The organism is Pseudoduganella namucuonensis (genome assembly GCF_900116645.1).
GTDB classification, from domain to species: domain Bacteria; phylum Pseudomonadota; class Gammaproteobacteria; order Burkholderiales; family Burkholderiaceae_D; genus Rugamonas; species Rugamonas namucuonensis.
In genome coordinates, this window is sequence record NZ_FPBO01000001.1 from 171,400 (window position 1) to 185,542 (window position 14,143).

Consider the following 14,143-nt stretch of genomic DNA (forward strand, 5'->3'; position numbering starts at 1 on the left):
CCGCCGAGGGATGAAAAAAGCTAATAATGGAGACCACTATCATGCGTTACTCGATTTCACGTTACATGGGCCGTTCCGCCGCACTCGCCGTTTGCCTGCTGCCAGCCATGGTGTTCGCCCAGCAGCAGAATGCCGCCGCCAACGCCGCCGCCAACGCGGGCGCCGCGCCGGCCGGCCAGCTCACCGCCGCCGAGGCCAATGACGAGGCCAAGCCCACCGTCATCATCACCGGCGTGACGCGCACCACCACCAAGAAGAACGCGACGTTCTCGATCAACACCCTGAGCGGCGAGGACATCCAGCGCCTGGCGCCGATGAGCACCGCCGACCTGCTGTCCAACTTCCCCGGCATCTACGCCGAGGGCAGCACGGCGGGCGAGGCCAGCAACAACATCACCGTGCGCGGCCTGCCGGTGGTGGGCGGCTTCCGCTTCGCTCCGCAACTGATCGACGGCTTGCCGGCCTACGAGGAACCCGAGGCGCCGCTGATGAACAACGACGTCTTCGTGCGCGACGACTTGATGACCGAGGCCGTGGAAGTGGTGAAGGGCGGCACCGGCGGCATCCTGTACTCCAACGGCCTGGGCGCCACCGTCAACCACATCAGCCGCACCGGCGGCGACCAGCTCGAGGGCGGCTACAAGATCGAGTACGCCGACTACGGCTTCATCCGCCAGGACGCCTTCGTTTCCGGTCCGCTGGGCGCCAACCTGAAGGGCGCCGTGGGCGGCTTCTACCGCACCAGCAAGGGCATACGCGACACCGGCTACACCGCCGACAAGGGTGGCCAGATCCGGGGCAACCTGGTGTACACCAGCGACGACCGCACGCTGACGGCGCGCGTCGACGGCCTGCTGATCAACGACCGCACCGCCTTCTACCAGAACCTGCCGATCTCGGTGCCGCGCCTGACGCAGAGCGGCACGCCGTCCAATCCGACCATCATCGACCAGGACACCATCCAGCCGATCGGCATCCCCTTCGCGCACGGCACCACGGCCTCGCCCAACAACCGCCGCTTCAACATGATCGGCGAGTACGGCACGCGCACCATCGACCAGGCGGACGGCATCCACCCGAACTTCAAGATGCTGACGCTGAAGGTCTCCAAGGACCTGGACTCGGGCTGGAAGCTGTCCAGCGGCCTGCGCCACACGGGCGGCAGCAACGGCTTCAATGCCGTCTTCACCGGCAACGACACCACCAGCGCGTCCACTTTCCTGAACGCGCGCTTCCAGAACGACGTGGTCTCACCCGCGCACTCGGCGGCCCTGGGCTGCAACCTCGCCAGCGCGAAGCTGGTCGGCTTCTTCAACGTGCCCTCGTCCGGGGCCTGCGCGGCCTTCGCCAACATCAGCCGCGAGGACTTCGTGAAACGCTATGCGAAGGCGAGCGGTGTGGTCGGCCATTGGCTGAACGACGGCAGCCAGGTGGCCGGCAACGCCAACCTGAACTTCCTGATCCCCTTCGTCGCGCGCGTGGAGGCGGCCAGCACCTCGCTGGACTTGAAGGCGCAGAAGACCTTCAACCTGCTCGGCACGCACGACGCCACCTTCGGCCTGTACGGCAGCCACTACACCTTCGACCCCAACTTCCAGGCCTCGCTGATGGTGGGCGAGAGCGCCGAGAATTCGCGCCTGGCCGAGCTGACGGTGGTGGACGCCAGCGGCGCCCGGGTCGGCCCCTCGCTGACCACCGGCAGCGCGATCCTGCCCGGCTGGTTCGGCTTCAACAGCAACGTCAAGGCCGACGGCCGAGCCGCCTACGTGATGGACCACTGGGAAACGCTGGACAACAAGCTGAAGATGGACTTCGGCGTGCGCTGGCAGGACGTGCGCGCCAACGTCGACCGCCGCGACCGCGACACCGCCACCGACCTCACGCCGGCCAGCGTGGTCCCCGGCTCGCTGCAAGACACCACGGCCGACAACGAGATCCTGTTCCCCGGCGCCTCGCACAAGTTGAACCGCACGTTCAGCGCGGTTGGCTGGTCGGTGGGCGCGAACTACAGCATCAGCAAGCCGCTGGCCGTGTATGGCCTGGTGTCGCGTTCCTTCCGCCTGCCCAGCCTGGAGGACTTGAACAACCTGGCCACCGCCAATCCGCCGGTGGTGGACGGCAAGCGGGTGGATATCGACGCCATCGAGCGCATCAAGCAGTACGAGGGCGGCCTGCGCTACCTGACGCGCGGCTTCGGCGCGGCGGTGGCGGTCTTCTACAACAACTTCTCGCCGCGCGGCGCGGTCAATGTGCACAAGGACATCGAGTCGCCGCGCTGCTCGTCGCTGGGCGGCGTCACGCAGATCAATTCCTGCCCGGACGTGGCGCAGCTGTACAAGCGGGGCGTGAAGAACGTGGGCGCGGAGGTGGAGCTGAGCTGGCGCCCGCGGGAGGTGGAGGGGCTGGAGCTGAAGGGCAGCTTCGTCACGCAGAATCCGAAGATCACGGGCGCCAATTACACGTTCACGCAGGAGGACAAGAACGCGCAGGGCGTGATCACGGGCTACCACTACGTGCATGTGAGCGAGGACGGGCGCCGTCCGCGCCGGCTGGCCAAGTTCATGGCCAACTTCACGCCCTCGTATGACCTGAAGCACGCGACCGGGGTGCCGCTGACCATTTACGGCCAGTACCAGTACAACGGCTCGCGCTTCTCGGAGGCCACCGACACCAACGTGACGCTGTACCCCGCCTATCACATCATCAACCTGGGGGCGCAGTACCAGGCCACGGAGCGGCTGAGCGCGCAGATCTTCGTCGCCAACCTGACCAACCAGCTGTCGTTCACGGAAGGCGACCCGCTGTTCCCGGACCTGCTGTCGCCGGACGGCACCCGCAACCGCGGCGTGGCGCGGCCGCTGTTCGGCCGCACCATCCGGGCCAGCCTGACGTATAGGTTCTAACGGCTGTCGGCGGCCTTGCCCAAGGGCGGGGCCGCCGCGAGTGGCGTCAAGCCTGGCCGCGCCACTCGGCACGCACGGCGGCGCGCACCCGCGACACGCGCGACCGCACCGTGCCGACCGGGATGTCCAGCTGCTCGGCCGCCTCCTCGTAGGTCGAGTCGCCCTCCAGCACCGCCTCGAAGGTGCTGCGGATCTTGACTGGCAGCGCGTCCAGCATCGCGTCCACCTTGCCGGCGATCTGGCGCAGTTCGACCAGCATGGCCGGATCGGCGTGGCTGTCGGCGATCTGCTCCATGAAGCTTTCCTCCACCTCCTCGTACAGGTCGGCGCAGTTGCGGCGCACCTGGTTGCGCGCCAGGTTCAGGGCGATGCCGAACAGCCAGGTCGACGGCTTGGACAGGCCGGAGAAACGGTCGGCGCAGCGCATCGCCTCGATGAAGGTCTTTTGCACCACGTCCTCGGCGTCCTCGGTGCTGCGCACATAGCGCTGCACGAAGCGCAGCAGGTGCTGGCGGTGGGTGCGGTACAGCTGGTCGATGTTGATGGCGACCGGCGCCGCTGCCTGGGTTTCGACGGTGTTGAGGTTTGCGTTTGCGTTCATGTTCCGGTCTCCTGGTAGTCGTGTTTGACTGCGATGGATGAACGATATCAGCGGGCCGCGGCGGCGCGGGGATTCGGTGAGGATTCGTGAGACATTGAGGATTGTTGAGATTTCGGCGGGGCCGGTTTGATCGCCGACAAGGGAAAAGCGCACGGCGGGGAACCCGGGCCCCGGCCGGCGCCACCCATCCTCCATGAACAATCGACAGGAAACGACAAACATCCCCGGCGCGCTGGACGGCTCCATGGCGCGGCTCACGGGCCTGCTGCGGGAACTGGTCGAATTGACCGGGGAGGAGGCGGGCGCCGTGCCCGTGCTGGAGCTGCGGTTCGAGGACATCGTGACGCGCACCAGCGTACTGGCCTCGGACGGGAACTATCTGCTGATCACCGCGCTGCTGCCGCCATGCGGCGACGCCGGCTATGTCGCCCAGTCCAGCGGCGCGGTGTCGCTGCAGGCGGCGCAGGGCATGGAGTATCTGTGGCACGCCGACCAGGGGCGCCATGTCGGCATGCGCACGGTGCCGGTCGCGGCGCTGCCGGACGAGCCGAGCGTGATGGACGCGATATTGACCACCTCGGACCGGGCCGCCGCGTGGTTTTCCTCCAGGCGCGGCCACGAGCCGGCCGCGTGAGCCGCCCCGTCGCGGCGCGGCGCCGGGCGCCGGATCAGGCGCCGGTGGCCACCGGCCGCGCCGGATCGGCGCACCACTCGCTCCAGGAGCCCGGATAGAGCGAGGCGCCGTGCAGGCCGGCCAGTTCCATGGCCAGCAGGTTGTGGCAGGCGGTGACGCCGGAGCCGCACTGCATGATGGCGAAGTTCGGGTTGCTGAACAGCGGCGCGAAATCCTGCTTGAGCTGCGAGCCGGGCTTGAAGCGGCCGTCCGGCTGCAGGTTGTCCTTGAAGAAGCGGTTCTTGGCGCCGGGGATGTGGCCGCCGACCGGGTCGATGGTCTCGTTTTCGCCGCGGAAGCGGTCGGCCGCGCGGGCGTCCACCACGGTGCGCTGCCGGGTGGCCAGGTTGGCCACGATCTCCCTGGCGCCGACGGTGTGCGTCAGCGTCGGGCGCTCGGCGATGCTGCCGCGCGCGCGGGTGGCCACCGGGGTCACCAGCGGCAGGCCCTCGGACTGCCAGGCCGCCAGGCCGCCGTCCAGCACCGCCACGTTGGCGTGGCCCACCCAGCGCAGCAGCCACCACAGGCGCGCCGCGAACATGCCGCCGTGCGCGTCGTAGGCCGCCACCTGGCTGCCGTCGTTGACGCCCCAGGCGCGCAGCGTCTCGATCAGCGCGCCGCGCTCGGGCAGCGGATGGCGGCCGCGGAACACGCCGTCGGCGCCGGTCTTGGCGCCGGACAGGTCGTCGTCGATGCTGGCGAACTGCGCGTTCTGGATATGGCCGATGGCGTAGCCGTCGCGGCCCGCGTTCGGATTCATCAGGTCGTGCCGGCAATCGAGTATCACCCAGTTCGGATCGGTCAGGTGCTGGGCGAGGGTGGCTGCGGAGATCAGGGTGGTGTGGCTGTGCATGGCGTGCTCCTCAAACTTCGCTGGCGATGGGATCGGTGTCGGCAATGGCCTTGCCGCGTTCTGTACTGCGCGTATTGTAAAACGTCGCGGCGCTGCCGGAGGCGAGAATGACGGCGATGCCCAGCCAGCTGTGCCAGTCGAACACGTCGGCGAACACCAGCACGCCCCAGGCGCTGGAGAACACGATGCCGGTGTACTGCAGATTGGCCACCACCAGCGTCTTGCCCAGGCGGTAGGCGCGCGTCATCGCCATTTGCGCGGCGGTGGCGCACAGGCCCATGCCGAGCAGCAGCAGGAAGCCCTTCCAGTTGTTGATGGGGTGCCAGGCCACGGGGCCGGCGCCCGCCTCGAGCACGTGGCCGCCCACGCCGGCGATCACGTTGGTGACGGCGAAATAGAACACCACGCGGTATTCCGGCTCGCCCGCCAGCCCCAGCTTGCGCACCTGCATATAGGCCATGGCCGACAGCACGCTGGAGGTCAGCGCGACCAGGGCGGGGCCCAGTTGGTTGGAATGGAAGGCCGGCTGCAGCAGCAGCGTGACGCCGACAAAGCTCATGAACACCGCCACGATCAGCGGCCATTCGACGTGGTTCTTGGAATGCCACCAGCCGTGCGTGAACAGCCACACGGCGATCCAGATGGGGGCCATGTAGTTGAGCGTCATTGCGGTGGCCAGCGGCAGCTTGGCGATGGAGTAGAACCACAGCCACAGCGAGACCACGCCGACGAAGCCGCGCCACAGGTGGGCCAGCGGCATGGTGGTTTTGAAACTGCCGCCCTGGATGCGTATCATGCACGTCAGCACCGTGATGCCGATGATGCCCCGGTACATGACGAGCTCCGACGTGGAGTAGGTTTCGGAGGCCAGCTTCACGAGCACGCCCATGGCGGCGAACATGAAGCTGGCGAACAGCATCCAGAGCGAGTGCATCGTTTCCTTGTGGTGGGGCGCGATCTAAAGCGCGATCTTGCCGCGGTACCACTCGTGGAAGTGCTGCATGCCGTCTTCCATCGGCGACTGGTACGGCCCGGCGTCGTTCTCGCCGCGCGCCAGCAGGATCTTGCGGCCCGCGTCCATGCGCAGCGCGATCTCGTCGTCCTCCACGCAGGTTTCCATGTAGGCGGCGCGCTCGGCGTCGACGAAGTCGCGCTCGAACAGCACGATCTCCTCCGGATAGTAGAACTCGACCACGTTGCGCGTCCTCTGCGGGCCGTCCGGCCACAGCGTGGACACCACCAGCACGTGCGGATACCACTCCACCATGATGTTGGGGTAGAGCGTGAGCCAGATCGCGCCGTAGGGCGGCGGTTCGCCGTTGCGGAACTTGAGCACCTGCTCCTGCCACTTCTGGTACACCGGCGAGCCGGATTTGCGCAGGCCGCGGTTCACGCCCACGGTCTGCACGCTGTACTCGGCGCCGAATTCCCAGCGCAGGTCGTCGCAGCTGACAAAGCCGCCCAGGCCCGGATGGAAGGGCTCGACGTGGTAGTCCTCCAGGTAGACCTCGATGAAGGTCTTCCAGTTGTAGTCGCACTCGTGCACTTCCACGTGGTCGAACATGTAGCCGCTGAAATCGAGGTCCTTGGTGACGGACATCGTCTTGAGCTTTTCCATGACGTTGTAGCCGTTCTGCTCGAACTGCAGGCCGTTCCAGCTTTGCAGCCTGGTCTTGGGCAGGTTCAGGCAGGGCGTCTCGGGGAAGTGCGGCGCGCCGATCAGCTCCCCCTTCAAGTCGTAGGTCCAGCGGTGCAGCGGGCAGACAATGTTGTTCGTATTGCCACGGCCATTGAACATCAAGGCCTGCCGGTGGCGGCAGACGTTGGACAGCACTTCCAGGCCATTGGCGTTGTGCACCAGCATGCGCCCTTCGTTCTCCGAAACGAGGGTCGCGAAATCGCCGACGTTCGGCACCATCAATTCGTGCCCGACATAGCGCGGGCCAGTTTTGAACAATTGCTGCATTTCACGCTGCAGTAGCGTTTCGTCAAAGTAGACGTTAACCGGAAGTTGCGCGTTGGAGCGCGCTAGCTTGGCGTGGGTAGCCAGATCGGACATCCCAACCCCCCTTAATTAAAGTACAGCAACCAAGAAGAGACAGAATCCGTAAAGACCTGTGTCAGTTTCAGAAACGGTATTTCGGACAGAACCGGAGATTATACCGTGAAACGCGCTACAGGCGGGCGCGGCCGTTGCGACCGCGGGTCCGCGCATTCCCCGGCGCGCCGCGGGCCGCGAAAACTAATCATATTCACAACAAATCCAGAATGCTTGGACCGCCCGGACGCCTGTTAATTCCACTGCATTCGGTGGTTTGTTCTAAAATAACGGGCTACACTGAGCTGGCGGCTTTCCACGCCGCCCTTGCCACACAGATTTGAGTGCTTATGTCAAAGAAATTGATCGCCGAACCCGCGGCAGCGCCGGCCTCCTTCGAGGAAGCGATGGCCGAACTGGCGCAACTGGTAACGCAAATGGAGTCGGGCCAACTGCCGCTGGAGGCCTCGGTCGCGGCCTACGCGCGCGGTTCGGAACTGGTGAAATACTGCGCGGGCCAGCTCGACAAGGTGGAGTCGCAGGTCAAGATCCTGGAAGGCGACATGCTGAAACCGTTCGCCGACGCCGGCGAGGTGCAGCCATGACGGCGGCGTTCCAGGATTGGATGAAAACCATCCAGGCCGGCATGGAGCACGACATGGACCGCTACCTGCCCGGCGCGGACGCGGTGCCGGCCAAGCTGCACGAGGCCATGCGCTACGCGCTGCTGGGCGGCGGCAAGCGCGTGCGCCCGCTGCTGGTGTACGCGGCCGGCGCGCTGTCCGGCGCGGACGCCGCGGTGCTGAGCCGCGCGGCGGCGGCGGTGGAAATGATCCACGCCTATTCGCTGGTGCACGACGACATGCCCTGCATGGACGACGACGAGCTGCGCCGCGGTAAACCGACCGTGCACGTGGCCTACGACGAGGCCACCGCGCTGCTGGTGGGGGACGCGCTGCAGTCGCAGGCCTTCCTGACCCTGTCCGAGGCCGCCGCGGCCGGGCTGCCGCCCGCCCGTCTGGTGGCCATGCTGCGTCTGCTGGCGCACGCCTCCGGCTCGGCCGGCATGTGCGGCGGCCAGGCCATTGACCTGGACAGCGTGGGCCTGAGCCTGACGCTGGAGCAGCTCGAACGCATGCACCAGCTGAAAACCGGCGCGCTGCTGCGCGCCTCGGTGGTGCTGGGCGCGCTGGCCGGCAAGGAGCTGGCGGACGACGAGATCGCGGCGCTGGACGACTACGCGCGCGCCATCGGCCTGGCGTTCCAGGTGGTGGACGACGTGCTCGACGCGACGGCCGATTCGGCCACGCTGGGCAAGACCGCCGGCAAGGACGCGGCCGACAACAAGCCGACCTACGTGTCCATCCTGGGCCTGGAACCGTCGCGCGTGCTGGCGGAAAAATTGCGGCTCGACGCGCACGCAGCGCTCGCGCCGTTCGGAGACAAGGCTCTGCGGTTACGCGAACTCGCGGATTTGATCGTGCAGCGGAAAGCATAAATGAACTTGCTAGACAACATAGATGACCCGGCGGACGTGCGCAAACTGGCGCGCCACCAACTGACCCCGCTGGCGCACGAGCTGCGCAACTACCTGCTCGATTCGGTCTCCAAGACCGGCGGCCACCTGTCGTCCAACCTGGGCACGGTGGAGTTGACCGTCGCGCTGCACTACGTGTTCAACACGCCGCAAGACCGCATCGTGTGGGACGTGGGCCACCAGACCTACACGCACAAGATCCTCACCGGCCGCCGCAAGCAGATGCACACGCTGCGCCAGCTGGACGGCATCTCCGGCTTCCCGCGCCGCGTGGAGAGCGAGTACGACACCTTCGGCACGGCCCACTCGTCGACCTCGATCTCGGCCGCGCTGGGCATGGCGCAGGCGGCCAAGATCAAGGGCGAGCACCGCCACGCGATCGCCGTGATCGGCGACGGCTCGATGACCGCCGGCATGGCCTTCGAGGCGCTGAACAACGCCGGGGTGCAGGAGGACGTGAACCTGCTGGTGATCCTGAACGACAACGACATGTCGATCTCGCCGCCGGTGGGCGCCTTGAACCGCTACCTGGCGCGCCTGATGTCCGGCCAGTTCTACGCGGCCGCCAAGAACGTCGGCAAGTCGGTGCTGCCCGGCCCCGTGCTGGAGCTGGCCAAGCGTTTCGAGGAGCACGCCAAGGGCATGGTGGTGCCGGCCACGATGTTCGAGGAATTCGGCTTCAACTACATCGGCCCGATCGACGGCCACGACCTGGATTCCCTGATCCCCACGCTGGAGAACATCAAGAAGCTCAAGGGCCCGCAGTTCCTGCACGTGGTGACCAAGAAGGGCCAGGGCTACAAGCTGGCCGAGGCCGAGCCGGTGCTGTACCACGGCACGCCCAAATTCAACCCGGCCGAGGGCATCAAACCCGGCCCGGCCGGCAAGAAGTCCTACACCGACGTCTTCGGCGACTGGCTGTGCGACATGGCCAAGGCCGACAAGCGCCTGGTCGGCATCACGCCCGCCATGCGCGAAGGCTCGGGCATGGTGCGCTTCGAGCAGGAACAGCCGGACCGCTATTTCGACGTCGGCATCGCCGAGCAGCACGCGGTGACCTTCGGCGCGGGCCTGGCCTGCGAGGGCATGAAGCCGGTGGTGGCGATCTACTCCACCTTCCTGCAGCGCGCCTACGACCAGCTGATCCACGACGTGGCGCTGCAAAACCTGGACGTGACGTTCGCGCTGGACCGCGCGGGCCTGGTGGGCGCCGACGGCGCCACCCACGCCGGCAACTACGACCTGGCCTACCTGCGCTGCATCCCGAACATGGTGGTGATGGCGGCGTCCGACGAGAACGAATGCCGCCGCATGCTGACCACCGGCTACCAGTACAACGGCCCGGCCGCGATCCGCTACCCGCGCGGCGCCGGCATCGGCGCGGCGATCGATCCCGCGCTGACGGCCATCGAGATCGGCAAGGGCGAGATCAAGCGCCAGGGCCAGAAGATCGCCATCCTGGCCTTCGGCTCCCTGGTGGCGCCCAGCGTGGCGGCGGGCGAGCAGTTGAACGCCACCGTGGCCAATATGCGCTTCGTGAAACCGCTGGACGTGGAACTGGTCAAGCGGCTGGCCGAACAGCACGACTGCCTGGTGACGGTGGAAGAGGGCTGCGTGATGGGCGGCGCTGGCGCCGCCGTGGCCGAGGCGCTGGCCGCCGAGGGCATCGTCAAGCCGCTGCTGATGCTCGGCCTGCCGGACAAATTCATCGACCATGGCGATCCCGCCAAGCTGCTGGCCGGCGTGGGCCTGGACGCGAACGGCATCGCCGCCTCCATCAAGGCGCGCTTCCTGGGCGAAGAGCCACGCCTCGTGGTCAACAATGGCTGAAAGTTGAAGATGCCCATCAGTTCCTACCTCGACACCACCCCAAAACTGGACGAAGGCGTCTACCTGCACGAGACCGCGCAGGTGATCGGCGACGTGCGGATCGGACGCGATTCCTCCGTCTGGTGCAACACCGTGCTGCGCGGCGACGTGAACCGCATCGTCATCGGCGAGTGCAGCAACGTGCAGGACTTCGCCATGGGCCACGTCTCGCACAAGAACGCCGCCAAGCCGGACGGCTCGCCGCTGGTGATCGGCAACCACGTCACCATCGGCCATTCGGTCATCCTGCATGGCTGCGAGATCGGCGACGAATGCCTGATCGGCATGGGCTCCATCATCATGGACGACGTGGTGGTGCAAAAGCACGTGATGGTCGGCGCCGGCAGCCTGGTGTCGCCCGGGAAGGTGCTGGAAAGCGGCCACCTGTACGTGGGCCGGCCCGCCGTGCGCGTGCGCAAGCTGACGGACGAGGAAACCGCCTACCTGAAGTACTCCGCCGAGCACTACGTGCGCGTCAAGAACAACTATCTGAAGTAATCCCAAGCCGCCGGCCTTGCGGCGGCCCCAGGCTTCTCCTATATTGGTATAAACGGTTTATGCCGATTATGCGGGGAGGCCATCATGAAATCCACCACGCTGTTTCTGGGGCTGAGCCTGGGACTGGGCTTGTGCGCCGGAGCGCCGGCCCAGGTGCCGGACTCCGGGCGCTGGCAGGAGCTGCGCTACGGCGCCGAGGAAGTCGGCGAACGGATGGAGGACCGCTACATCGAGCAGGTGGTGGAACTGGCCGCCGCCGGCCGCCTGGACGCGGACCGCGCGCTGCTGCGCCGCCTGCGCGCCATCAGCGCGGACCTGATCGCCGCCGCCATCGAACTGAAGCCGGAGGCCGCGAACTGGCAATGGGAAGTCCACACGGCCAGCGCGCCGGACGTGGAGGCGTCCTGCCAGGCGGGCGGCAAGCTGCTGGTGGGCTCCGAATTCGTGCGCAGGCTGGCGCTGAACGACGGCGAACTGGCGATCCTGCTGGCGCACGAGGTGGCGCACGCCATCGCCGAGCATCACCGCGAAATCCTGTCCGAGGCGCAGCTGCTCCATCGTCCGCTGGTGCCGGTGGACGTGGTGCTGGAGCGGCTGGACAGCGACCTGTCGATGCAGATCCGGCTGGCCGGGCTGTCGCGGCTGCAGGAGCGCGAGGCGGACCAGCTGGGCATGGTGATCGCGCACCGGGCGGGTTGGTCCGGCGCCGCCATGCTGGGCTTCTACCGCAAGCTGGCCGCCGACGCCGCCCGGGGCCGCGGCGAGCCGGTGATCTCCAGCCATCCGTCGCACGCCTCCCGCGTCAGCATGTCGCGCGGCATGGCGCGCTTGCTCGATCCCTGGGTCACGCCGTAACGCACGCGGACCCGTGACGCCAGGGCGGATCCGCGGCCGCCGGCGCATGTCATCGCGCAGGCGCCAGCAGCCGCGCCGCCGCCGCCGCCATCGCCTCGTATCCCGCGTCGCCCGGATGCAGATGATCCCCCGAATCGTAGGCCGGCAGCAGCCGCGCCGGCCGCCGCGGATCGCGCAGCACCTTGTCGAAATCCACCACCGCGTCGAACGCGCCACTGTCGCGTATCCAGTCGTTCACCTTGCGCCGCACCGCGTCCTTGGCGGGGCTGTAGTGGTCCGCCAGCGGCGTGCCTTGCAGCGCGTTCTCGAACGGCGCCATCGTCGCGCCGATCACCATCACCTTGCGCTCGCGGGCGCGGGCGATCAGCTTCATGTAGCCCGCCGCCAGCGTGGCCGCGTCCATCGCCGGATCGTGCGGCGCGAAGGCGCTGCCCGGCCAGCCGATGTCGTTGATGCCCAGCGCGATCACCACCGCCGTCACGCCCGGCTGCGACAGCACGTCCCGCTCGAAGCGCGCGGCGGCGCGTTCACCCATGCCGTCGGCCAGCACGCGCGCGCCGCTGATGCCGGCGTTGGCCACCGCGACCCCCCGCGGCGCCAGGCGCGCCGCCAGGTAGTCCGGCCAGCGGCGGTCGCGGTCCGGCGTGGAGCCGTTGCCGTCGGTGATGGAGTCGCCCAGCGTCACCACGAGCGCGCCGCGCGGCGCCTCGACCTGCACGGCGCTCAGGAAGACGCGGCCCTTCAGCTCCGTGGCGCCCGCCATGTCCGCTTCCGCGGTGACGTTGCCCGACGCGACGAAGCCCGTCTGTTGCGCACCCCAGTGGAAGGTCGTCACGGCCGCCCGTTCGGGGAAATAGGTCGACACGCTCAGCCGCTCCAGCGGACGGGCGCGGAAATCCAAGGCATCGCTGACCGCCTCCCGGCCCGGCGCGATCGTGACGGACCGGCTGCCGCCGAAGGTCAGCGGAGCCTGGGCATCCGGCGCGATCCCGCCGCTCGCCGCCGCGCCGCCGCCGCGCGTGGCGGGGCGCGCGTCCTCGGCGGGTGCGCGGGACACGCGCGCCTCGCCGATCACAAGCGGCTCCAGGCCGTAGCGGTTGGACAGCACCACCCGCAGCCGCTCGCCGCCCGTGCTGAGGCGCAGCGTTTCGCGCACGGTCTGGTCCCGCAGGCTGACGGGCACGCCGGTGGGCAGCGCGAAACCGGCGTCCCACACCGGCTGCGGGGCGGCGTACCAGCTGGTGCGCCATTGCTGCGCGGCGGCGGGCAAGGCCAGCGCGGCGGCGCATCCCAAAGCGGCAATCGACTTGAACATGATGATCTCCTGAATGGTTGACCAATCCATCTTCAATCATTCGCATTCAACGCGGAAGACGGAAAACCGGACTATCATTCATTCGATATTGGAATGAGGGGCGCATGGACACCATCAGATCGTTGCAATACTTTGTGCGCGCCGTGGAGCTGGGCAGCCTGTCCGCCGTCGCGCGCGAGCACGGCACCACGCAACCGACCGTCAGCAAGGTGGTCGCCGCGCTGGAGGAAAGCCTGGGCGTGCGCCTGCTCGAGCGCAGCACCGCCAGCCTGTCGCCCACCGTGCAGGGCAGGCGCTTCTACGAGCGCGCCAGGGGCGTGCTGGAGGAATACGCCGAAGCCGTGGCCGACGCGCGCGGCCAGACGCGAACCGCGTCCGGCCTGCTGCGCGTGAACGCGCCGGTGGCGCTGGGCCAGTTCCGGCTCAACGCGCTGGTGCAGGAGTTCCTGCGGCGCTATCCGGAGATCGAAATCGAGCTGATATTGAACGACCGCATGGCCGATCTGGTGGAAGAGGGCGTGGACGTCGCGCTGCGGCTGGGCGGCGATCTGCCACCGAACGCCATCGCGCGCAGGCTGGGCGCATCGCCGCGCTATCTGGTCGCCGCGCCGTCCTACCTGAAGGGCCGCGCGCCCCTGCGCCGGCCGGAAGACCTGGCCGCGCACGACTACATCCGCTACGCCTGGCTGGCCAGCGGCGACAAGGTGGAACTGGGCGACGGGGCGCGGACGGTGGCGGTCGAAACGCGTGGCCGCTTCCGCGTCAACAACGCGCTGGCGATAAGGGAAAGCCTGGCGCTGGGCGCCGGCATCGGCCTATGCCCGGCGTGGCTGGTGCAGGACCTGCTGGATGCGCGCAAGCTGCGGCGCGTGCTGCCGAAGTGGCGGGGGACGCCGCAGGAATTGAACCTGCTCTACCCGTCGCGCCGCTACCAGCCCCTGCGCGCGCGGCTGTTCATGGACTTCGTGCGGGAGCGCCTGGCGGGATTCGAGGGTTAGCCG

The 14,143-nt window shown here is 67.8% G+C and carries 13 protein-coding genes; 8 read left to right on the plus strand and 5 right to left on the minus strand.

Annotated elements, in window-relative coordinates; translation table 11 throughout:
• The first annotated feature begins 41 nt into the window (after positions 1–41).
• Positions 42–2,903: a TonB-dependent receptor gene (locus tag BM436_RS00735; protein WP_218164791.1), complete on the plus strand. Its 2,862-nt coding sequence runs from the start codon at positions 42–44 to the stop codon at positions 2,901–2,903.
• Positions 2,904–2,949: 46 nt separating this feature from the next.
• Here BM436_RS00735 and BM436_RS00740 read toward each other — a convergent pair whose 3' ends face one another.
• The gene (locus BM436_RS00740) at positions 2,950–3,504 is read right to left on the minus strand and encodes an RNA polymerase sigma factor (protein ID WP_093552425.1); all 555 of its coding nucleotides are present in this window, start codon (positions 3,502–3,504) and stop codon (positions 2,950–2,952) included.
• 193 nt (positions 3,505–3,697) lie between these two features.
• Here BM436_RS00740 and BM436_RS00745 point away from each other — a divergent pair, with 193 nt between their 5' ends.
• Entirely contained in the window at positions 3,698–4,138 is a 441-nt protein-coding gene (locus BM436_RS00745) for a hypothetical protein (protein ID WP_143132879.1), read from the plus strand.
• Between the two features lie 34 nt (positions 4,139–4,172).
• Here BM436_RS00745 and BM436_RS00750 read toward each other — a convergent pair whose 3' ends face one another.
• Genes BM436_RS00750 through BM436_RS00760 form a run of 3 tightly spaced genes read right to left on the minus strand, consistent with a single transcriptional unit; the run spans position 4,173 to position 7,089 of the window.
• Positions 4,173–5,030: a sulfurtransferase gene (locus tag BM436_RS00750; RefSeq protein WP_093552430.1), complete on the minus strand. Its 858-nt coding sequence runs from the start codon at positions 5,028–5,030 to the stop codon at positions 4,173–4,175.
• Positions 5,031–5,040: 10 nt separating this feature from the next.
• Positions 5,041–5,964 (minus strand): DMT family transporter, encoded by a 924-nt coding sequence (locus tag BM436_RS00755; RefSeq protein WP_093552433.1) that lies wholly within the window; start codon positions 5,962–5,964, stop codon positions 5,041–5,043.
• 24 nt (positions 5,965–5,988) lie between these two features.
• Positions 5,989–7,089 carry an aromatic ring-hydroxylating oxygenase subunit alpha gene (locus BM436_RS00760; protein ID WP_093552434.1) on the minus strand — a complete coding sequence of 367 codons (1,101 nt, stop codon included), beginning with the start codon at positions 7,087–7,089 and terminating at the stop codon, positions 5,989–5,991.
• Positions 7,090–7,418: 329 nt separating this feature from the next.
• Between BM436_RS00760 and BM436_RS00765 the strand changes: the two genes are divergently transcribed.
• The 5 genes from BM436_RS00765 to BM436_RS00785 all read left to right on the plus strand — a co-directional run bounded on the left by BM436_RS00765 (position 7,419) and on the right by BM436_RS00785 (position 11,827).
• On the plus strand, positions 7,419–7,673 hold the full coding sequence (locus BM436_RS00765; protein WP_093552436.1) for an exodeoxyribonuclease VII small subunit: 255 nt from the start codon (positions 7,419–7,421) through the stop codon (positions 7,671–7,673).
• Positions 7,670–8,566, plus strand: a complete 897-nt coding sequence (locus BM436_RS00770) for a polyprenyl synthetase family protein (RefSeq protein ID WP_093552438.1) — start codon at positions 7,670–7,672, stop codon at positions 8,564–8,566. The genes BM436_RS00765 and BM436_RS00770 overlap by 4 nt, the downstream gene beginning before the upstream one ends.
• Positions 8,567–10,435 carry a 1-deoxy-D-xylulose-5-phosphate synthase gene (dxs, locus tag BM436_RS00775; RefSeq protein ID WP_093552443.1) on the plus strand — a complete coding sequence of 623 codons (1,869 nt, stop codon included), beginning with the start codon at positions 8,567–8,569 and terminating at the stop codon, positions 10,433–10,435.
• A 9-nt stretch (positions 10,436–10,444) separates the two neighbouring features.
• On the plus strand, positions 10,445–10,972 hold the full coding sequence (locus tag BM436_RS00780) for a gamma carbonic anhydrase family protein (protein ID WP_093552982.1): 528 nt from the start codon (positions 10,445–10,447) through the stop codon (positions 10,970–10,972).
• Between the two features lie 84 nt (positions 10,973–11,056).
• On the plus strand, positions 11,057–11,827 hold the full coding sequence (locus BM436_RS00785; protein WP_093552446.1) for a M48 family metalloprotease: 771 nt from the start codon (positions 11,057–11,059) through the stop codon (positions 11,825–11,827).
• A gap of 49 nt (positions 11,828–11,876) precedes the next feature.
• On the opposite strand, the gene BM436_RS00790 is transcribed toward BM436_RS00785, so the two are convergent.
• Complete coding sequence (locus tag BM436_RS00790; protein WP_229488690.1) at positions 11,877–13,142, minus strand: SGNH/GDSL hydrolase family protein; 1,266 nt, start codon at positions 13,140–13,142, stop codon at positions 11,877–11,879.
• A gap of 104 nt (positions 13,143–13,246) precedes the next feature.
• Between BM436_RS00790 and BM436_RS00795 the strand changes: the two genes are divergently transcribed.
• Positions 13,247–14,140, plus strand: coding sequence for a LysR family transcriptional regulator (locus tag BM436_RS00795; RefSeq protein ID WP_093552450.1), 894 nt, complete (start codon positions 13,247–13,249; stop codon positions 14,138–14,140).
• The last annotated feature ends 3 nt before the right edge of the window (positions 14,141–14,143 follow it).